14 protein-coding genes are annotated in these 20457 nt (G+C 70.8%); 4 read left to right on the top strand and 10 right to left on the bottom strand.

The features are described from left to right. Positions 1-106 precede the first annotated feature (106 nt). The 3 genes from AB8A24_RS16880 (at position 107) to AB8A24_RS16870 (ending at position 2637) form a co-directional block, all read left to right on the top strand. Positions 107-784, top strand: coding sequence for a hypothetical protein (locus AB8A24_RS16880; RefSeq protein ID WP_328961407.1), 678 nt, complete (start codon positions 107-109; stop codon positions 782-784). A 224-nt stretch (positions 785-1008) separates the two neighbouring features. Continuing rightward, positions 1009-1803, top strand: coding sequence for a DNA-formamidopyrimidine glycosylase family protein (locus AB8A24_RS16875; protein ID WP_328961408.1), 795 nt, complete (start codon positions 1009-1011; stop codon positions 1801-1803). Between the two features lie 63 nt (positions 1804-1866). Continuing rightward, positions 1867-2637: an SDR family NAD(P)-dependent oxidoreductase gene (locus AB8A24_RS16870; RefSeq protein ID WP_328961409.1), complete on the top strand. Its 771-nt coding sequence runs from the start codon at positions 1867-1869 to the stop codon at positions 2635-2637. Here AB8A24_RS16870 and AB8A24_RS16865 read toward each other — a convergent pair. The 9 genes from AB8A24_RS16865 to AB8A24_RS16825 all read right to left on the bottom strand — a co-directional run bounded on the left by AB8A24_RS16865 (position 2585) and on the right by AB8A24_RS16825 (position 16847). Further along, the gene (locus tag AB8A24_RS16865) at positions 2585-2860 is read right to left on the bottom strand and encodes a hypothetical protein (protein WP_078851642.1); all 276 of its coding nucleotides are present in this window, start codon (positions 2858-2860) and stop codon (positions 2585-2587) included. The genes AB8A24_RS16870 and AB8A24_RS16865 overlap by 53 nt on opposite strands. 143 nt (positions 2861-3003) lie before the next feature. After that, a complete protein-coding gene (locus AB8A24_RS16860) occupies positions 3004-3384 on the bottom strand; it encodes a helix-turn-helix domain-containing protein (protein WP_030012484.1) in 381 nt (126 codons plus the stop codon). Between the two features lie 109 nt (positions 3385-3493). Then, positions 3494-4003 (bottom strand): CinA family protein, encoded by a 510-nt coding sequence (locus tag AB8A24_RS16855; RefSeq protein ID WP_266384653.1) that lies wholly within the window; start codon positions 4001-4003, stop codon positions 3494-3496. A 53-nt stretch (positions 4004-4056) separates the two neighbouring features. Then, positions 4057-4713: a CDP-diacylglycerol--glycerol-3-phosphate 3-phosphatidyltransferase gene (gene pgsA / locus AB8A24_RS16850; RefSeq protein ID WP_266379007.1), complete on the bottom strand. Its 657-nt coding sequence runs from the start codon at positions 4711-4713 to the stop codon at positions 4057-4059. Further along, a complete protein-coding gene (gene rimO, locus AB8A24_RS16845; RefSeq protein WP_030729176.1) occupies positions 4710-6200 on the bottom strand; it encodes a 30S ribosomal protein S12 methylthiotransferase RimO in 1491 nt (496 codons plus the stop codon). The genes pgsA and rimO overlap by 4 nt, the downstream gene beginning before the upstream one ends. 126 nt (positions 6201-6326) lie before the next feature. Continuing rightward, positions 6327-7223 carry a helix-turn-helix domain-containing protein gene (locus tag AB8A24_RS16840; RefSeq protein ID WP_033217359.1) on the bottom strand — a complete coding sequence of 299 codons (897 nt, stop codon included), beginning with the start codon at positions 7221-7223 and terminating at the stop codon, positions 6327-6329. Positions 7224-7443: 220 nt separating this feature from the next. Then, positions 7444-10239 carry a DNA translocase FtsK gene (locus AB8A24_RS16835; protein WP_369476387.1) on the bottom strand — a complete coding sequence of 932 codons (2796 nt, stop codon included), beginning with the start codon at positions 10237-10239 and terminating at the stop codon, positions 7444-7446. A 115-nt stretch (positions 10240-10354) separates the two neighbouring features. After that, positions 10355-11038 carry a response regulator gene (locus tag AB8A24_RS16830; RefSeq protein WP_328961411.1) on the bottom strand — a complete coding sequence of 228 codons (684 nt, stop codon included), beginning with the start codon at positions 11036-11038 and terminating at the stop codon, positions 10355-10357. Positions 11039-11312: 274 nt separating this feature from the next. Then, positions 11313-16847 (bottom strand): HAMP domain-containing protein, encoded by a 5535-nt coding sequence (locus tag AB8A24_RS16825; protein ID WP_328961412.1) that lies wholly within the window; start codon positions 16845-16847, stop codon positions 11313-11315. A 168-nt stretch (positions 16848-17015) separates the two neighbouring features. Here AB8A24_RS16825 and AB8A24_RS16820 point away from each other — a divergent pair, with 168 nt between their 5' ends. Next, positions 17016-19601, top strand: coding sequence for a SpoIIE family protein phosphatase (locus tag AB8A24_RS16820; RefSeq protein WP_328961413.1), 2586 nt, complete (start codon positions 17016-17018; stop codon positions 19599-19601). 85 nt (positions 19602-19686) lie between these two features. Here the strand turns inward: AB8A24_RS16820 and AB8A24_RS16815 are convergent, their stop codons facing one another. Next, positions 19687-20301, bottom strand: coding sequence for a DUF308 domain-containing protein (locus tag AB8A24_RS16815; protein WP_328961414.1), 615 nt, complete (start codon positions 20299-20301; stop codon positions 19687-19689). Positions 20302-20457: the final 156 nt, after the last annotated feature.

Here is a 20457-nt window from a genome sequence, read left to right as displayed (position 1 = left end):
GAACCGTAGTGAGCCGCCCCTGAGCTGGCAGTGGCGCTTATTCATCCCTTATCAAGATGATCACAGGCATTGCATGGGCGATGCGCAGTCATGGGGGAGAAGAAAAGTGAGCACCATCAGCATGCGTTCCACCACCCTCGGTGCGATCGGCCTGGCCGTCGCCGGAACCCTGGCCCTGACGGGCTGCAAGAACGGCAACGAGGAGCCGGCCCCCGCGCAGTCGGGCGGGGCCGGCTCGGCCGCTGCCCCGTCCGCCTCGCCCGCCGCCCCTTCCGAATCGGCTGCCCCCGGCGCCGGCGGCAGCGAGGCCCCCGGGGCGAACGGCACGGCGAAGTCCGGCCAGACCTTCAAGATCGGCGAGGCCGCGGAGATGCCGTTCAGCTACGGCAGCAACAAGGGCGGTCAGATCGCCCTCACGGTCACCGCGATCGAGCAGGGCAACCCCGCCGACCTGGACACGCTCAAGCTCGGCGACAAGGTGAAGGGGATGATTCCGTACTACATCCGCTACTCGGTCAAGAACACCGGCACCACGGACCTGTCGCACTCGTCCGTGACCCAGGTCAAGGGCCTGCTCGCGGACGGCACCGAGGCCCAGCGCGTGTCGATCATAGGCAAGTTCGAGAAGTGCCCGAACGAGGCGCTGCCGAAGGGCTTCACCAACGGCCGGACGCAGACCAGCTGCGCCGTGGCCCTCGCCCCGTCGGCCCAGACGAAGGTCACCGCCGCCGAGTACTGGGGCAACCCGTACAGCTACCCGAACAAGGGGCTCGTCTGGAAGTGATGGGCGGCCCCGGCGGCCCCTCGTCCCCCTCCTGACCCGAAGGGCCCCTGCGGCTGCACCACGCCGCAGGGGCCCTCGCCGTTCGCCGGCTCCGCCCGTTACCCGCACCGCCCGTCGCCCTTACCGCCCTTCGCGCGCACCGCCGGGCTCCCGGGACGCAGGGCTCCCGGACCACCCGGGCCCTCCCGAGCCCTCTCGGGCCACGGCGGAGGGACAATGGGCCCATGCCCGAAGGCGACAGCATCCGGCGCGCGGCGACCCGGCTCCACGCCGTCCTCGCCGGCCGCGTGCTGACCCGCAGCGACCTGCGGGTCCCCCGCTTCGCCACCGCCGACCTCACCGGCCGCGTCACCCTCGACGTCACCCCTCGTGGCAAACACCTCCTCACCCGCTTCGAGGGCGGCCTCACCCTGCACAGCCACCTCCGGATGGACGGCGCCTGGCACGTCTTCACCTCCGGCGAGAAGTGGCGCGGCGGCCCCGCCCACGAGATCCGGGCCGTCCTCGGCACGGCCGACCACACCGCCGTCGGCTATCGCCTCCCCGTCCTGGAGCTGATCCGCACCGCCGAGGAGGACCGCGTCGTGGGCCACCTCGGCCCCGACCTCCTCGGCCCGGACTGGGATCCGGACCTCGCCGCCGCCCGCCTTCTCGCCGCCCCCGAGCGGGCCCTCGGCGAGGCCCTGCTCGATCAGCGCAACCTCGCCGGGGTCGGCAACATCTACAAGGCCGAGCTCTGCTTCCTGGCCCAGGTCACCCCGTGGACCCCGGTCGGCGCGCTCCCCGAGTCGGCCCTCCCCCGACTGGCCGCCGCCGCCCACCGGCTGCTGTCCGCGAACACCGGCGAGCGGCCGGGCCCGCGCAACACGACCGGCAGCCGCCGCCCCGGCCAGGACCTCTTCGTCTACGGCCGCACGCACCGCCCCTGCCTGCGCTGCGGCACCCCCGTCCACGAGGCCCCGCAGGACGGCCGCCCCACCTACTGGTGCCCCCGCTGCCAGCAGGGCCCGACCCCGTAGAGCGCGGGAAGCGGCACCGCACACCGATTGACGGTCCGTCAGATACGGTCGTACGGTCCCGGCATGCCCACACCCACAGACCCGTACGGCCTCGTCGGCCGCACCGCCCTCATCACCGGCGCCGCCAGCGGCATCGGCCGCGCCACCGCCGTCCTGCTCGCCGAGGCGGGCGCGCACGTGCACTGCGCGGACCGCGACGAGCAGGGCCTCGCCGAGACGGCCGCCCTCGTCACCAAGGCCGGCGGCGCCGCCACCGTCCATCCCCTCGACGTCACCGACCGGGCCGCGCTCCGGGCGGCCGTCACCGCGGCGGGCCCGCTCGACATCACGGCCGCCATCGCCGGGGTCATGCACACGAGCAGCGTCCTGGAGACGACCGACGAGGACCTCGACCGGATCCTGGACATCAATTTCAAGGGGGTCCTGCGCACCTGCCAGGAGGCCGCCCGCTCCATGATCGCGGCGGGCCGCCCCGGCTCCATCGTCACCATGGCCTCCGGGGCCGTGGACGCCGCCCAGCCCGGCCTGCTCTGCTACAGCGCCGCCAAGGCCGCCGTCGTCCAGCTGACCAGGACCCTCGCCACCGAGGCCGGTCCGCACGGCATACGGGTCAACGTCGTCGCCCCGGGCTGGATCCGCACCCCCATGACCGGCCGCCACAGCCCCGAGGTCCAGGAACGGACCGAGGCGGCGATGGTCCGCATGTCCCCGCTGCGCCGGGTCGGCGAGCCCGAGGACATAGCCCGGGCGGTCCTCTACCTGGCCTCGGACGCCTCGTCCTTCATGACGGGTCAGATCCTTCGCCCGAACGGTGGGGTGTCCATGCCCTGGTAGCCCCCTCGACCGCCCGCAGCGCCGAGCGCCGTGCCTTGCGCACCGGGCCCGGCACACAGTGCACCGGCAGCAGCCCCAGACCCCAGCCGCCCACCGCCACCGCGCCCTCCACGGCCCCGGACTCGGCGGGCGCCAGCACCAGCCGCAGCACGGCCCACCACCACAGCGCCCCCACCGTCAACGCGAGGACCGACACCGCGGGTATGCGCAGCAACCGCCGCACGACTGCCTCCCAGGGGCCGGAACCCGGACGGCCCCATCCTCCCGCACCCTCCGCGCCCCCGCACCCAGAACGGCCGGGAGCCCCGGCCGGTGCACCAGGCACCGGCCGGGGCTCCGGCCACGCTCAAACACGCACGTGCTCGCTCACGCGGCTACGACATTCACCGCTTCCGCAGGCGCCTTGATGGTCACCCGCTCCGGTCCACCCGTGACCGAAGCCATGGAGACCGAATTGAGCATCGGGCGGACCGGCACACTCACCGGTTCGCTTGCCGCGGCCGACTGTGCCAGCTCGGCCAGCGACAGTTCGTCACTGACTTCGCGCATCAGCTCGGACATCCGTACGTCCAACGCGTCGCAGATCGCGGAGAGCAGCTCGGAGGATGCCTCCTTCTGCCCCCGCTCCACCTCGGAGAGATAGCCGAGAGAAACTCGGGCCGACGAGGAGACTTCGCGCAGAGTACGGCCCTGGCGCTGGCGCTGCCGACGCAGCACGTCACCCAGCAGGCGACGGAGCAGAATCATCGGTGGCTCCCTCCTCTGACCGTGTAGCCGCATCCTTCACGCCCCACCGTACCGCCTCGCGCCGCGGCCGTGCGGGGAGCGATGTCGTGTTCACTCAGGGCTGCAAACATCAAATCCCCCCGTTCTGTTCCGTATCCTGCCCCCGCGCATTCTCGCGGAGTTGGTCCGAGAGAAGCCTGAGCACTGTGCGTGCACTCTCCCTACGGATTTCCGCGCGGGAGCCTTTCAACCTCAGACGGACCGTTTTCCTGCTTCCCGGACCGTCCACCGCGACGAAAACGGTGCCCACCGGCTGCCCGTCCTGCGGCTCCGGACCGGCCACTCCGGTCGTCGAGATCCCCCACGAAGCGCCCATCACACGCCGTACGCCGGCCGCCATCTCCGCCGCGACCTGCGCGTTCACCGCGCCTTCGGCCTGGAGCAGTCCCCCGTCCACCCCGAGGACCAGGTGTTTGATCTCCGTCGCGTACGCCGTGACCGAGCCGCGGAAGGATCGGGAGGCTCCGGGGACGGCCGTGAGCTCGGCGGCGACCATGCCGCCGGTCAGCGATTCCGCCACCGCGAGGGTCTGGTCACTCTCCGCAAGCAGGCGCAGCGCATCCGCAGCCACGGCGGTCACATCCACCGCTCCCGGCGCGGCTTCCGCCGCCGGAAAATCCCCCGCCGCGTGGGTCACTTCGCGGCCCGCTCCGCGGCGAGTCCCTGGCGGCGCAGCACGACCGCCTGACGGATGTAGTCCAAACCGGTGACGACGGTCAGCACGACGGCGATCGCCATCACCCAGAAGCGCATGGTCGCCAGCGCCCCGGTCAGTGCGAGGACGTACATGCCCACGGCCGTGCCCTGGGCGAGGGTCTTCATCTTTCCGCCCCGGCTGGCCGGAATGACTCCGTAGCGGATGACCCAGAACCGGAGCAGGGTGATCCCGAGCTCCCGTCCGAGGATCACCCCGGTCACCCACCAGGGGAGGTCACCGAGCCAGGAGAGACAGATCAGCGCCGACCCCATGATCGCCTTGTCGGCGATGGGGTCGGCGATCTTGCCGAAGTCCGTGACCAGGTTGTACGTCCGGGCCAGGTGCCCGTCGAAGATGTCCGTGATCATCGCGACGGCGAACGCGGCCCAGGCCCAGGCCCGCCAGGCCGGGTCGTAGCCGCCGTCGGCGAGCAGCAGCAGGACGAAGCCCGGCACGAGCACGAGCCGGATCATCGTCAGGATGTTGGCGATGTTCCACAGGCTGGCCTGATTGACCGCCGCGGCCCCCAGCTTCGCGCCGGGTACGGGCCGGCGGCCGGCCTCGCCCGCCGCAGATGCCGGGACTCCGGTCATCCGGCCGCCTCCTCAAGATCCATGCCGAGGGGCTCGGCCACCAGGTCCACGCCCAGGGTGCCGACCACCTTTGCCGTGACGATACGCCCGGGCACCAGGCCCGTGCTGTCCGTGAAGACCACCTGGCCGTCCGTTTCGGGTGCCTGGTGCGCGGCGCGCCCGTAGGCGCCCTCGCCGTCCTCGTCGACCGCTTCCACGGTCTCGACGAGCACTTCGAGGGTCTCCCCGATGCGCTCCTCGGCGCGCTGCGAGGTGAGCTCCTCGGCGAGCCGCTGCATGTGCGCGAGCCGCTCGGCGATGGTGTCCTCGTCCAGCTTGTTCTCGTAGGTGACGGCCTCGGTGCCGTCCTCGTCGGAGTAGCCGAAGACGCCGATGGCGTCGAGGCGCGCGTGGGTGAGGAAACGCTCCAGCTCGGCGAAGTCCGATTCCTTCTCGCCGGGGAAGCCGACGATGAAGTTGGAGCGGACGCCGGCCGTCGGGGCCTTGGAGCGGATGGTGTCCAGCAGTTCCAGGAAGCGGTCGGTGTCACCGAAGCGGCGCATGGAGCGCAGCACGTCGGGGGCCGAGTGCTGGAAGGACAGGTCGAAGTACGGCACGACCTTGGGCGTCGAGGTGAGTACGTCGATCAGGCCGGGCCGCATCTCGGCGGGCTGCAGGTAGCTGACGCGGACGCGCTCGATGCCGTCCACCTCGGCCAGCTCGGGCAGCAGGGTCTCCAGCAGCCGGATGTCGCCGAGGTCCTTGCCGTACGAGGTGTTGTTCTCGGAGACCAGCATGATCTCCTTGACGCCCTGCTCGGCGAGCCAGCGGGTCTCGCCCAGCACGTCGCTGGGGCGGCGGGAGATGAAGGAGCCGCGGAAGGACGGGATGGCGCAGAAGGAGCAGCGCCGGTCGCAGCCGGAGGCCAGCTTGACCGAGGCGACGGGGCTCTTGTCCAGGCGGCGGCGCAGGGGCGCGCGCGGACCCGAGGCGGGCGCGAGACCGTCCGGCAGGTCGGCGGGGGCCTCGGCGACCGGCTCCTGGGCGTGGCCCGGGAGGGAGACCTCGGCGGCCTGGCGCTCGGCCGGGCTGATCGGCAGCAGCTTGCGCCGGTCGCGCGGGGTGTGGGAGGCGTGGATGCCACCGTTGAGGATGGTCTGGAGGCGGTCGGAGATGTCGGCGTAGTCGTCGAAACCGAGGACTCCGTCGGCCTCGGGGAGCGCTTCGGCGAGTTCCTTGCCGTAGCGCTCGGCCATACAGCCGACGGCGACGACGGCCTGGGTCTTGCCGTGATCCTTGAGATCGTTGGCTTCCAGCAGGGCGTCTACGGAGTCCTTTTTGGCGGCTTCGACGAAGCCGCAGGTGTTGACGACGGCTACGTCCGCATCGGCGGCGTCCTCGACGAGCTCCCAGCCATCCGCCGCCAAGCGGCCTGCGAGCTCCTCCGAGTCCACCTCGTTACGGGCGCAGCCAAGAGTGACAAGGGCGACGGTACGGCGTTCGGGCATGGACTCAAGACTACTTCGTCCCGGCGTCGGCCCCAGCCGCACGTCCCCGTACAGCAAGATCCCCGGGGTGCGGCGCAGCACCCCGGGGATCCGGATTCAAGCCTTCCGCCCTAGGGCGGTCCGGTGTCAGCCCGCCTGGGGCTGGTCCTGGAGAGGGTCGGCCTTCGTGTATTTCAGACGCTCCACCTGACCCGGCTGGAAGTCGTCCTTGATCTCCTTGCCGTTCACGAAGAGCTTCACGGCCCCGGCGTCGCCGAGCACGAGGTCGACGGACTCCTTGTCCGTGAAGGTCTTGGACTCACCCTGCGTGAGGGTGCCGTCGAAGAGCAGCCGGCCGGTGGAGTCCTTCGCGGAGATCCAGCTCTCGCCCGTGTCGGCCGTCAGGACCACGGTGACGAGGTCCTTGGGTGCGGCGGCGATCGCGCTGTCCGAGGGCTCCGGCTTGGGCGCCTGCGGGGTCTGCTGGGGCGGTGCGGCCGGCTTGGCGCCGCTCTGCTTGGGTGCGGGCTTGGGGGAGGCGGAACCTTCCGCCACCGGGCGCTTGTCCTTCTCGTCGCCACCGCTGAAGGCGGTGAAGCCCACGAAGCCGATCACGGCGACGATGGCGGCGACCATGGCAGCGGTCCAGTTGGGCCGCTGCCGCTCGGGGCGGATCCGCTCGGCGTCGAACATCGGCGCGGCGGGCGTGGGTGCCGGCCGGCCGCCGTGGGCCGCGTCGTAGCTCTCGACCAGGGGTGCCGGATCGAGGCCCACGGCGCGGGCGAGCGTACGGATGTGACCGCGGGCGTAGACGTCGCCGCCGCACCGCGTGAAGTCGTCCTCTTCGATCGCGTGCACGATCGGGATGCGCACGCGGGTGGTGGAACTGACCTCGTCGACTGTGAGCCCGGCGGCGATCCGGGCCTTCTTGAGGGCCGTCCCGATGGACGGTCCTTCGACGGGACGTTCGACGATGCGGTCCTCGGACCGGTCGTCGGTCGAAGGCCGCTCTTCTTCGGGGGAGTTGGAGTTGCCGATGGACACGTGGGCGCCTTTCGAGCGTGTAGCCACCTGCTGGAAGTCCAGTCTAGGGGGGTGACGAAAGGGTGGAGCAACCGGAGGGTGCACTCCCTACGCCATCCGAATGGCGAAGGGAGGTCATGCTCGGGTGCGGCGGCCCGGCGCTGCGAGCGTTCTCGCGCGCCTACCGCCACCTCTCTTCAACTTGACGCGGGCCCAAGGGAAACGGTTGCCCGCGATTTCATTACGGATGGGCCTCGCCTCGGATGACGGCGAGCACTCCGTCCAGGTCATCGGCCTTCAGCAGGACGTCGCGCGCCTTCGAGCCCTCGCTCGGGCCGACGATGCCCCGCGACTCCATGAGGTCCATGAGCCGACCGGCCTTCGCGAAGCCCACCCGCAGCTTGCGCTGGAGCATCGAGGTGGACCCGAACTGCGTGGAGACCACCAGCTCCGCCGCCTGGCACAGCAGGTCCAGGTCGTCGCCGATGTCCTCGTCGATCTCCTTCTTCTGCTTCTGCCCGACGGTGACGTCGTCCCGGAAGACGGGCGCCATCTGGTCCTTGCAGTGCTGGACGATGCCGGCGATCTCGTCCTCGGTGACGAAGGCTCCCTGGAGGCGGACCGGCTTGTTGGCGCCCATCGGCAGGAACAGCCCGTCGCCCTTGCCGATCAGCTTCTCGGCGCCCGGCTGGTCGAGGATGACCCGGCTGTCGGCGAGCGAGGAGGTGGCGAAGGCCAGGCGCGAGGGCACGTTCGCCTTGATCAGACCGGTGACCACGTCCACCGAGGGCCGCTGGGTGGCGAGCACCAGGTGGATGCCGGCCGCGCGGGCCAGCTGGGTGATGCGGACGATGGAGTCCTCGACGTCGCGCGGGGCCACCATCATCAGGTCGGCCAGCTCGTCGACAATCACCAGCAGGTACGGGTACGGGCTGAGCTCCCGCTCGCTGCCCGGCGGCAGTTTGATCTTGCCGTCCCGGATGGCCTGGTTGAAGTCGTCGATGTGCCGGTAGCCGAAGGCGGCGAGGTCGTCGTAGCGCAGGTCCATCTCGCGCACGACCCACTGGAGCGCCTCGGCGGCCCGCTTGGGGTTGGTGATGATCGGCGTGATCAGGTGCGGGATGCCCTCGTACGCCGTCAGCTCGACGCGCTTGGGGTCCACGAGGACCATCCGGACGTCCTCCGGGGTGGCCCGGACCATGACGGAGGTGATCAGGCAGTTGATGCAGGAGGACTTGCCGGAACCGGTGGCGCCGGCGACCAGCACGTGCGGCATCTTGGCGAGGTTGGCCATCACGTAGCCGCCCTCGACGTCCTTGCCGAGCGCGACCAGCATCGGGTGGTCGTCCTCGGCCGCGTCCGCGAGGCGCAGGACGTCACCCAGGTTGACCATCTCGCGGTCGGTGTTCGGGATCTCGATGCCGACCGCGGACTTGCCCGGGATCGGGCTGATGATCCGGACGTCGGGCGAGGCCACGGCGTAGGCGATGTTCTTGGTCAGGGCGGTGATCCGCTCGACCTTGACCGCGGCACCCAGGGTGACCTCGTAGCGGGTGACGGTCGGTCCCCGGGTGAAGCCGGTGACGTCCGCGTCGACCTTGAACTCGGTGAACACGTTGCGCAGGGAGGCGACCACCGCGTCGTTGGCGGCGCTGCGGGTCTTGCCGGGCCCGCCCTTCTCCAGCAGGTCCAGCGAGGGCAGCGCGTACGTGATGTCCCCGCGCAGCTGGAGCTGCTCGGCGCGCGGCGGCAGCGCCTGGGTCTGCGGCGGGGCCTTGGTCAGGTCGGGCACCGCCAGTGTCCCGGAGGCCGCGGCCGTGGTGGCGTGCGGCGTCCCGGCGGCCGGCTCGGCGGCACTCCCGGGCGCGCTCTCGGGGGTGGCGTCCGGTACGGGCCGCTCCGCGCGGGCGCCCGGCACCGGAGTGGTGAGCTCCGCGCCGTCGCGCTCGACGGTGATCCCCTGCGTGAGGTCGGCGACGAGCGGGGAGGGCGGCATGCCGCCGTAGACCACCCCGTCCAGCGCGGCGGGGGGCGCCGCGGCCACGTCGACGGCGTTCATCCCCCGGTCCATGGCGGGCCGGGCCGGGCTCCTCCGGGGCTTGCGGCGCCGGGCCGGCGCCTCCTCCTCGGCCTCGTCCACGAGGTCGCCGGGGCCCTCGCCCGCCTCGCCACGGGCCCGCCACCGCTCCGGGTCGTGCCGCTCGCCGGCGACCCCCTCGGCCTCGCCGTAGCCCTCGTCGTACTCGTTCGGGGCGATGATCCCGAGCCGGATGCCGAGCCTGCGCAGCCGCTGCGGGATCGCGTTGACCGGGGTCGCGGTGACCACGAGCAGTCCGAAGATCGTGAGCAGCACCAGCATGGGCACGGCCAGCGGCGCGCCCATGGTGAAGATCAGCGGCTTGGAGGCGCCCCAGCCGATGAGCCCGCCCGCGTTCTGCATCGCGGTGGTGCCCTCGTCCCGACCGGGCGCCCCGCAGGCGATGTGCACCAGGCCCAGGACGCCGATGACGAGGGCCGACAGCCCGATGCCGATGCGGCCGTTGGCATCGGCCTGCTCGGGATGGCGGATGAAACGGACCGCCATGACGCCCAGCAGGATCGGGACGAGCAGATCCAGCCGGCCGAAGAGACCGGTGATCAGCATCGTGACCAGATCCCCGACGGGACCGCTCAGATTCGACCAGGTACCGGCGGCGACGATCAGCGCGAGGGCGAGCAGCAGCAGTGCCAGGCCGTCCTTGCGGTGAGCGGGGTCGAGGTTCTTGGCCCCCTGGCCGATCCCGCGGAAGACGGCGCCGACCGCGTGCGCGCAGCCGAGCCAGACGGCGCGCACCAACCGCACCACGCCCCCGGTCGGGGAAGGCGCGGGCTTGGCCGCGGCCTTCTTGGCCGGGGCGCGCTTGGCGGCCGCGGGCTTCTTCGCCGCGGGCCTCCGCGCGGGCGCGGCCTTCTTCGCCGGCGCCGCCGTACGGCCGGTGCGGCCCTTCGCGGTGCCCGCCGTGCTCTGGGAACCCTTACCGGACGTACGTGAGGCCATGGGGCCGAGGTTACCGGTGCGCACGCCGGTGGACACGCGTGCCCACCCCTTCACCCGTTCGTGTCGTCGGCTCCGTAGGCGCTTTGACGCACCGCCAGTACCGACCCGCGTACGGTCAGTTCTGCGCGGGCAGGACCGGAGCCCCTCCGGCGGTCCCGGGCTCCAGTGCGTCGAGCGCCCGCCGCAGTCCGGTGAGTTTGCGCTCCAGGTGCGCCGCGGTCGCCACCACGCCGGCGTCGGCCGAATCCTCGCCGAGCTGCTTGGTCAGCGCCTCGGCCTGCTCCTCGACCGCCGCGAGCCGGGCGGAGAGCTCGGCCAGCAGTCCGGCCGTCTCCTTGCCCGCGTCCACGCCGTTCGAGCTGCCGCCCTCCAGCTGGAGCCGCAGCAGGGCCGCCTGCTCCCGCAGTTGGCAGTTCTTCGTGTACAGCTCCACGAAGACCGAGACCTTGGCCCGCAGCACCCACGGGTCGAAGGGCTTGGAGATGTAGTCGACCGCACCCGCCGCGTAGCCGCGGAACGTGTGGTGCGGACCGTGATTGATCGCGGTGAGGAAGATGATCGGGATGTCCCGGGTCCGTTCCCGCCGCTTGATGTGCGCGGCCGTTTCGAATCCGTCCATACCCGGCATCTGGACATCCAGCAGGATGACCGCGAAATCGTCCGTAAGCAGCGCTTTGAGCGCTTCCTCTCCCGACGACGCCCGGACCAGTGTCTGATCGAGCGCGGAGAGGATGGCCTCCAGCGCCAGCAGATTCTCCGGCCGGTCATCGACCAGGAGGATCTTGGCCTTCTGCACCATGCCCTGTCCTCCTCGCCCCGGCATGGGGCCTCCCCGGCTCCGGGCTCCGGCCCGTGCGCCGGGCCCCGCCCCAGAGGACGGCATCCTTGCGCCGTCCGTCCTTGTGCCGGTCATCGTAGCCCCAGTCCCGAGATCGCCACACCCTGTCACCAAGATGTCACTGTGCACGAAGCAGAAACGTGGTGGGAGAGCAGAAGGTTCCCCGTTCACCGCCCTCCCACACCGCACCGGGCACAGTGAGTCAGCGATCGTTGTCCTTCCGCCCTCCCGGCGATCACTTGCCGCGCATCCACTGCTCCATCACCGACAGCAGATAGTCGGGATCGACCGGCTTGGTGACGTAGTCGGAAGCACCGGAGTCGATCGCCTTCTCCCGGTCCCCCTTCATCGCCTTCGCCGTCAGCGCGATGATCGGCAGCCCCGCGAACTGCGGCATCCGCCGGATCGCCGAGGTCGTCGCGTACCCGTCCATCTCGGGCATCATGATGTCCATCAGCACGACCGTCACATCGTCGTGCTGCTCCAGGACTTCGATGCCCTCCCGCCCGTTCTCCGCGTACAGCACGGCCAGTCCGTGCTGCTCCAGCACGCTGGTGAGCGCGAAGACGTTGCGTACGTCGTCGTCGACGATGAGCACCTTCTCGCCGTGGAAGTCGTACGTCCGGGGCACCACCGGGAGCTCGTCCTCCGCGCTGCCCCAGCCGTCCTCGGCCCCCACGACGTTCGGCTGACCCGGCACCGCCGTACGCGGCTCCAGATCGCTCGCCGCCTTGCGCCGCCGCCGGAACAGCGCGGCTCCGCCGCCCTGCCCCTGCCCGGCGGGCTCGGCCGCCGACAGCGCCGGACGCACCGGCTGCGCCTGCACCGACGGCATGGCCGCCGGCCCCGCCTGGGTTCCCGGCAGCGAGGGCCGGCCCCCGTCAAGGGACCTGCGGTACAGCTCGCCGCGGGCACCGCCGGGCGTCGGCGGCGCGTACCCCTGCGGAGGCAGCTCGCTCGGGTGCAGCGGCAGGTACAGCGTGAAGGTGGACCCGCGGCCGGGCTCGCTGGCCGCGTGGATCTCACCGCCCAGCAGCCGGGCGATCTCCCGGCTGATGGACAGCCCGAGCCCGGTGCCGCCGTACTTGCGGCTCGTCGTCCCGTCCGCCTGCTTGAACGCCTCGAAGATCACCAGCATCTTGCTCGCGGCGATCCCGATGCCGGTGTCCGTGACCGAGAAGGCGATCAGGTCCGCGTCCGCCTCCCGCAGCGAACCGGCCTCCAGCAGCTGCTCCCGGATCGCGATGGGCACATCGGCGCCGGCAGGCCGGATCACCAGCTCCACCGCCCCGGTGTCGGTGAACTTCACCGCGTTCGACAGCAGGTTGCGCAGCACCTGCAGCAGCCGCTGCTCGTCGGTGTGCAGCGTGGCGGGCAGCTCCGGGGAGACCCGTACCGAGAAGTCCAGGCCCTTCTCCGCCGTCAGCGGCCGGAAGGTCGCCTCGACGTAGTCCACGAGCTGCACCAGCGCGATCCGGGTCGGCGAGACGTCCATCTTCCCGGCCTCGACCTTCGACAGGTCGAGGATGTCGTTGATGAGCTGCAGCAGGTCCGAACCCGCGCCGTGGATGGTCTCGGCGAACTCCACCTGCTTCGGCGAGAGATTGCCCTCCGCGTTGTCGGCGAGCAGCTTGGCCAGGATCAGCAGCGAGTTGAGCGGCGTCCGCAGCTCGTGCGACATGTTCGCCAGGAACTCGGACTTGTAGCGCATCGAGACCGCGAGCTGCTCGGCGCGCTCCTCCAGGACCTGCCGGGCCTCCTCGATCTCGGTGTTCTTCACCTCGATGTCCCGGTTCTGCTGGGCCAGCAGCTCGGCCTTCTCCTCCAGCTCCGCGTTGGCGGCCTGCAGGGCCTTCTGCCGGTTCTCCAACTCGTCGGAGCGCTCGCGCAACTGCTCGGTCATCTCCTGCGACTGCTTCAGCAACATCTCCGTCTTGGAGTTGACGCTGATGGTGTTGACGCTCGTACCGATCATCTCGGCGATCTGGCTGAGGAAGTCCTTCTGGATCTGGGTGAAGGGCGTGAAGGAGGCCAGCTCGATGACGCCGAGCACCTTCCCCTCGAAGAGCACCGGCAGCACGATGACGTGCGCCGGCGGCGCCTCGCCCAGCCCCGAGGAGATCTTCAGGTAGCCGGGCGGGGTGTTCTCGACGAGGATCATCCGCTTCTCCTCGGCGACCGCCCCGATCAGCCCCTCCCCCGGCCGGAAGGAGATGGGCATCTGACCGCCCGCGTACGCGTAACTCCCGCGCATCCGCAGCTCGTACGAACCGTCCGCGCCCCCCTCCGTCCCGATCTCGGTGGTACCGCCGGCCGGCAGCGCCAGGAAGAAGGCACCGTGCTGCGCGGAGACCACCGGGGTCAACTCGCTCATGATCAGCGAGGCCACGTCGTCGAGCTCCCGACGGCCCTGCATCAGCGCGGAGATCCGGGCGAGGTTGCCCTTGAGCCAGTCCTGCTCCTTGTTGGCCAAGGTGGTGTCGCGCAGGTTCGCGATCATCGTGTTGATGTTGTCCTGGAGGACCTGGATCTCGCCCGCCGCGTCCACGTCGATCTTCAGGTTGAGGTCGCCGCGGGTCACCGCGGTGGCCACGGCCGCGATCGCGCGCACCTGCCGGGTGAGGTTCCCGGCCATCTCGTTCACGGACTCGGTCAGGTCCCGCCAGGTGCCGTCGACGTCCCGGACGCGCGCCTGGCCGCCCAGGATGCCCTCGGTACCCACCTCGCGGGCCACCCGGGTCACCTGGTCGGCGAAGGACGACAGCTGGTCGACCATCGTGTTGATGGTGGTCTTGAGCTCCAGGATCTCGCCGCGGGCGTCGATGTCGATCTTCTTGGTCATGTCGCCCTTGGCGATGGCGGTCGTGACCATGGCGATCTGGCGCACCTGACCGGTCAGGTTGGAGGCCATGAAGTTCACCGAGTCGGTGAGGTCCTTCCAGGTCCCCGAGACGCCCGGCACGTGCGCCTGACCGCCCAGACGGCCCTCCGTGCCCACCTCGCGGGCCACCCGGGTCACCTCGTCGGCGAAGGACGACAGGGTCTTCACCATCGTGTTGACGGTGTCGGCGAGCTGCGCGACCTCGCCGCGCGCCTCGACCGTCACCTTCTTCGTCAGATCGCCGTTGGCGACCGCCGCCGAGACCTGGGAGATGTTGCGCACCTGCGAGGTCAGGTTGTTGGCCATCAGGTTGACGTTGTCGGTCAGGTCCTTCCAGATGCCCGTCACCCCGCGCACCCGGGCCTGGCCGCCGAGGATGCCCTCGGAGCCCACCTCACGGGCCACCCGCGTCACCTGCTCGGCGAACGACGACAGCTGGTCCACCATCGTGTTGACGGTGGTGACCAGTTCGAGGATCTCGCCCTTGGCGTCGACGGTGATCTTCTTGGAGAGGTCGCCCATGGCCACGGCCGTGGTCACCTCGGCGATGTTGCGCACCTGGGACGTGAGGTTGTTCGCCATGAAGTTGACGGACTGGGTGAGGTCCTTCCAGGTACCGGAGACCCCCTTCACCTCCGCCTGGCCGCCGAGGATGCCCTCGGTACCCACCTCGCGCGCCACCCGGGTCACCTGCTCCGCGAAGTTCGAGAGCTGGTCGACCATCGTGTTGAGGGTGTTCTTCAGCTCCAGGATCTCGCCCCGGGCGTCCACGTCGATCTTCTGCGAGAGGTCACCGCGGGCCACGGCCGTCGCGACCTGCGCGATGTTGCGCACCTGCGAGGTCAGGTTCCCGGCCATGCCGTTCACGGAGTCCGTCAGGTCACGCCATACGCCGGCCACCCCGGGCACCTGCGCCTGACCGCCGAGGCGCCCCTCGGTACCCACGTCCCGGGCCACCCGGGTCACCTGCTCGGCGAAGGCCGAGAGCTGGTCGACCATCGTGTTGATGGTGTTCTTCAGCTCCAGGATCTCGCCCCGGGCGTCCACGTCGATCTTCTGGGACAGGTCGCCCCGGGCCACCGCCGTCGTCACCTGGGCGATCTGGCGCACCTGCGACGTCAGGTTCCCGGCCATGAAGTTGACGGAGTCGGTGAGCTCCTTCCAGGTGCCGGACACCCCCTCGACCCGGGCCTGGCCACCGAGCCGGCCCTCCGTACCCACGTCCCGCGCCATCCGCGTGACCTGGTCGGCGAAGGAGGACAGCTGGTCCACCATCGTGTTCACGGTGTTCTTCAACTGGAGCATCTCGCCGGAGACGTCCACCGTGACCTTCTGCGACAGGTCGCCGTTGGCCACCGCCGTCGTCACCTGCGCGATGTTGCGCACCTGACCGGTGAGGTTACGGAAGGCGGTGTTCACCGAGTCGGTGAGGTCCTTCCACGTCCCGGCCGCCCCCGGTACCTGCGCCTGACCGCCCAGTTCACCCTCGACGCCGACCTCACGGGCCACACGCGTCACTTCAGCACCGAAGGAGGACAGCTGGTCCACCATCGTGTTGACGGTGTTCTTCAGCTCCAGCATCTCGCCGGCCACGTCGACCGTGACCTTTTGCGACAGGTCGCCGTTGGCCACCGCCGTCGTCACCTGCGCGATGTCCCGCACCTGGGTGGTGAGGTTGCGGAAGACCGTGTTCACCGAGTCGGTGAGGTCCTTCCACGTCCCCGCGGCACCCGGCACCTGCGCCTGACCGCCGAGCAGACCCTTCGCCCCGACCTCGCTGGCCACACGCGTGACCTCGTCCGCGAAGGTCCGTAGCGTCTCGGTCATCTGATTGATCGTTTCGGCCAGCTGCGCCACCTCGCCGCGCGCGCTGACCCGTACCTTCTGCGACAGGTCGCCGTTCGCGACCGCCGTGGTCACCTGCGCGATCCCGCGCACCTGGGCCGTCAGGTTCCCGGCCATGGTGTTGACCGAGTCGGTCAGGTCCTTCCACACGCCCGCGACCCCGGGCACCTTCGCCTGGCCGCCCAGCTCGCCCTCCGTACCCACCTCGCGGGCGACGCGGGTCACCTCGGAGGAGAAGGACGACAGCTGGTCCACCATCGTGTTCACGGTGTTCTTCAGCTGGAGCATCTCGCCGGCCACGTGCACCGTGACCTTGCGCGACAGATCGCCCTTGGCCACCGCCGTCGTGACGAGAGCGATGTCACGTACCTGAGCGGTGAGCCGGTACGCCATCGTGTTGACGGAGTCGGTCAGATCCTTCCAGGATCCCGACATCCCGCGCACCTGGGCCTGACCACCGAGCTTGCCCTCGGTACCCACCTCCAGCGCCACCCGCGTCACCTCGTCGGTGAACGCCGACAGTTGGTCGACCAGGTTGTTGACCGTACGCCCGACCTTCAGGAACTCGCCGCGCAGCGGATGCCCGGCCCCCTCGGCCGCCTGCGTCCGCAGATCCATCCGCTGGTCCAGATCGCCCTCGGCCACCGCCGACAGCACCCGACCCACCTCGGACACCGGTCGCGCCAGATCGTCCACCAACTGGTTCGAGGCGTCGATCGCGGCCGCCCAGGAGCCCTCGCAGGCACCCGTTTCCAGCCGTTCGCTCAGCTTGCCCTCGCGGCCCACCATCCGCCGTACCCGGGACAGCTCCCCGGTCAGGTGGAGATTACGGTCGGCGACCTCGTTGTAGACGGCGGCGATCTCCGCCATCACGCCCTCGCCGGACACCGTCAGCCGCTTGCGGAAATTCCCGTCCCGCATCGACACCAGGGCCGTGAGCAGCCGGTTCAGAGCGGCGGTATCGACCTCCGTCGTGCCACTGCGCCGTGAACGTCCGCCTTTCGGCCGCGTTCCCGTGCGCCGCACCGCTGCGCCAGACTCCACCGTGTCCCTCCCGAAAGGGTCGACCACATTTCCACCGGACGCCTGACTCGTCACAAGCCGGCTCTGCAAGCCTGCCCAGTGTTTCACCCTGGCCGAACCCGGCCATAACACTTCGGCACCATCGCACACCCGCCGTACCCTGCGGGTGGAATCCCTGACGACGGCACCATGCCGACCGCGAAGGTAAGTAACCTGGCACCCGATGTCCAACCGCGTCGAAGGAGACCAGTGATCACGGCACGGGCGGCTGCCAGCTTCGATCCCCTCGGGCGCTCGGTCGCCGCCGCCCGCGGGTTCGTCCGCGACACCCTGCACGGCTGGGGCTTCGCGGACATCGTCGACGACGCGGTGGTCCTCACCAGCGAGCTCGTCACCAATGCCGTGGTCCACGCCGGAACCCGGGCCGAGGTCCTGTGCCTGCGCGCCGACGGCGGCGTACGCGTCGAGGTCGCCGACCGGTATCCGGAGCGCGAGCTCCCGCTCCAGCACCCCGGCGAACGCCCCTACGCCGACCCCGACCGCGAGAACGGCCGCGGCCTGATGCTGTGCGCCGCCCTCGCCACCCGCTGGGGCGTCGAGTACACCGCCACCCACAAGCACGTGTGGTTCCGCCTCGACCTGCCAGACCGGCCGGTCGGTACCCGCTCCGCGGGCCCCGTCGTCCCCGACCAGCTGCTGCCCCTGGCCGACAGCCGGGTCCGCGTCGCCGTCCTCCAGATCGACTCGGACGACGCGATCTCCGCCTGGAACGATGACGCCGAGCACATCTTCGGGCACCCCGCCGAGAAGGCCCTCGGCCGCCCGCTCGCCGAGCTCGCCGCCTGGCCCCAGACCCCCGGAACCGGCACCGGCATCGCCGAGGCCCTGCGCCTGTCCCGCTGGGAGGGCAGCTACGGCGTCCGCGGCGCCGACGGCCGCGTCATCCCCGTCTTCGCCTCGCACCTGCGGGTCCGCGACGCCCACGGCGAACCGTCCATCGTCTGCCTCCTCGTCCACGACGACGAGCGCGCCGTGCTCCAGACCCCGGTACGGGTCCCCACCAGCGACAGCGGCCATTTCACCGATCCCCGCCCCACGGACCCCTTCGAGGTCTTCATCGGTTCCCCGGCCCCCGACGACCTCGACGGCCTCCTCCAACGCACCGTGGAACGCGCCCGCGACCTCCTCGACGCCGACGCCGCCTTCCTGCTGCTCGCCACCGACGACGAGACCGAGCTGGAGGTCCGCGCCACCACCGGCCTGCCCTCCACCCGCCAGCGCTTCGCCCGCGTCCCCGTCGAGGCCGGCACCAACCGCTACGGGTCCGCCCGCATGCCCGCCGTCCACGACGACCTCATCGCCTCCCCCGGAGCCGTTCCGCTCCTGGAGGCCACCGGCATGCGCTCCGCCGTCACCGTCCCCCTCAAGGTGGAAGGCCGCCTCACCGGCTCCCTCGGCGTCGCCGCCGAGACCCCCGGCCGCTACTCCAACGAAGAGGCCCTGCACCTGCAGTTCGCCGCCGACCGCATCGCCCTCGCCGTCGAGTCCGCCCGCCTCGGTGAACTGGAGCGACTGCGCCGCGGTTCCCTCTCCTTCCTCGTCGAGGCCTCCGACCTGCTGGCCGGCACCCTCGACCGGGACCAGACCCTGGCCCTCATGGCGCAGATGACCGTCCCGACCCTCGCCACCTGGTGCGCCGTCTACACGATCGCCGACCAGTCCTCCGACCCGTACCTCTCCTACGTACTCCACGAGGACGAGGAGCGCATCGACGGCCTCAAGGACCTGCTCTCCCGGGTCAGCCCGCCCGAGCCGGTCCGCGAGGCCGGCGCCCGCCCGTGGGCCGAGGCCACCACCGCGGTCGGCGGCGAGACGGTGGTCCTGCCCCTCCTCGCCCGCAACCGCGTGATCGGCATGCTCACCCTCGGCAAGCCGCGCGAGGAGCACTTCCGCCAGGAGATCCTCGAGCTCGCCGAGGACCTCTCCCGCCGGGCCGCCCTGGCCCTCGACAACGCCCGCCTGTACTCCGAGCGCACCGCGATCAGCCGCTCCCTCCAGCGCAGCCTGCTGCCGCCCGGCTCCCCCGCGATCCCCGGCATGGAGGTCGAGGTCATCTACCGCGCGGCCGGCGAGGGCAACGAGGTCGGCGGCGACTTCTACGACGTCTTCCCGATCCGCGACGGCGCGTACGGCTTCGCCATCGGCGATGTCTGCGGCACGGGCCCGGAGGCCGCGGCCGTCACCGGCCTCGCCCGGCACGCCCTGCGCCTGCTGGCCCGTGAGGGCCTCGGCGGCCCTGCGGTCCTCGAACGCCTCAACGCGGCCATCCTCGACGAGGGCGCCCGCAGCCGCTTCCTCACCCTCCTGTACGGCGAGCTCCACCCCCAGCCCGACGGCGGCGCCCTGATGAAGGTCGTCTGCGCGGGCCATCCGCTGCCGCTGCGCCTGCGCCCGAACGGCCAGGTCGACGCGGCCGCGGATCCGCAACCGCTGCTGGGTGTGATCGAAGACCTGGACCTCTACGAGCAGACCCTCACCCTCGACCCCGGCGACGTGCTGCTCTGCGTCACCGACGGCGTGACCGAACGCCGTGAGGGCACCCGCATGCTGGGCGACGACGGCCTCACCGAGGTCCTCACCACCTGCACGGGGCTCACCGCGGGCGCGGTCGCCTCCCGCGTCCTGCGCGCGGTGGAACGCTTCGCCGCCGAACCCGCCTCGGACGACATGGCGATCCTCGCCTTCCGCGTCCCGGAACAGCGCGTGGGCGAATAGCCGGCGCGTACCTCGGCGAGAAACCTGGGCCCGACAGATGCCGAGCCCAGGTTTCGGGGAGTACGAGTCGGTGGCCGCCCGGCGTTCACCCCGGACGGGCCGGTGTGATCCGACGGGTGGCGGAGCGCAGGGCGAAGGCCATCACCAGCTCGAAGACTCCCAGCAGGACGAGCCAGAGTCCCAGGAGCCGCGTCAGGGCCACGGCGGAGTCCACGGGGAAGCAGAGCACGACGATTCCGGCGACGGCGCCGAGAGCGCCCAGGCCGAACTGCAGGCCTCGGTGCACGAGGGTGTGATCGGCGATCGCGGTGAACGCCGCGAGCACTCCGGACAGCAACCAGAACACCCCGATGATCAAGGACAGCGCGCCGATCGTCTGCATCGGATGACGCAGCACCAGGACGCCTGCCAGGAACGCGAGCATGGCGATCAGGACACCCGCCAGCCTGCTGCCGCCGTCCCTGCTGTGCGAAAAGGCGGTGACGAAGCGGAAGGCACCCGCCACCAGGAGCTGCAGGCCGATGATGACGGCCAGGACGTGCAGCGTCTCGTCGGGCCAGACGAGCACCAGAATGCCGGGGATCAGGGTCGCGAGGGCGAAGCCGAGAGCCCAGAGCCACGTGCTGCCGAGGTGCGTGAGGACGTCCTCGGGGTCGTTCTGCTTGTGCTGCGGTGCCGCTGCGTCGGGGGGTACGGTCATCACGCCTCCTGGGCCCAACCGAGCGGCCCGTGGGGGCACCTCGAAGCCGCCGGAACGTACCTTATCTACCCTTCACATCCATGGTAGGCAGCTCCGCTACGGCCCGCCCCTCCGGCCCTGGGAGGGTGGGAGGGCCCCGTCGCCGGCCGTTCGGCC

It is taken from the genome of Streptomyces sp. BF23-19 (assembly GCF_041106355.1).
Classification (GTDB): domain Bacteria; phylum Actinomycetota; class Actinomycetes; order Streptomycetales; family Streptomycetaceae; genus Streptomyces; species Streptomyces virginiae_A.
Note: the sequence above shows the minus strand (reverse complement) of the source record. Positions and strands in the feature narration are given on the sequence as shown.

Bases quoted from the DNA above. Each gene is read 5' to 3' on its own strand.
- AB8A24_RS16875 (WP_328961408.1), top strand. From the start codon at position 1,009: ATGCCCGAAGGCGACAGCATCCGGCGCGCGGCGACCCGGCTCCACGCC.
- AB8A24_RS16870 (WP_328961409.1), top strand. From the start codon at position 1,867: ATGCCCACACCCACAGACCCGTACGGCCTCGTCGGCCGCACCGCCCTC.
- AB8A24_RS16860 (WP_030012484.1), bottom strand. From the start codon at position 3,384: ATGATTCTGCTCCGTCGCCTGCTGGGTGACGTGCTGCGTCGGCAGCGC.
- pgsA (WP_266379007.1), bottom strand. From the start codon at position 4,713: ATGACCGGAGTCCCGGCATCTGCGGCGGGCGAGGCCGGCCGCCGGCCC.
- rimO (WP_030729176.1), bottom strand. From the start codon at position 6,200: ATGCCCGAACGCCGTACCGTCGCCCTTGTCACTCTTGGCTGCGCCCGT.
- AB8A24_RS16835 (WP_369476387.1), bottom strand. From the start codon at position 10,239: ATGGCCTCACGTACGTCCGGTAAGGGTTCCCAGAGCACGGCGGGCACC.
- AB8A24_RS16830 (WP_328961411.1), bottom strand. From the start codon at position 11,038: ATGGTGCAGAAGGCCAAGATCCTCCTGGTCGATGACCGGCCGGAGAAT.
- AB8A24_RS16820 (WP_328961413.1), top strand. From the start codon at position 17,016: ATGCCGACCGCGAAGGTAAGTAACCTGGCACCCGATGTCCAACCGCGT.
- AB8A24_RS16815 (WP_328961414.1), bottom strand. From the start codon at position 20,301: ATGACCGTACCCCCCGACGCAGCGGCACCGCAGCACAAGCAGAACGAC.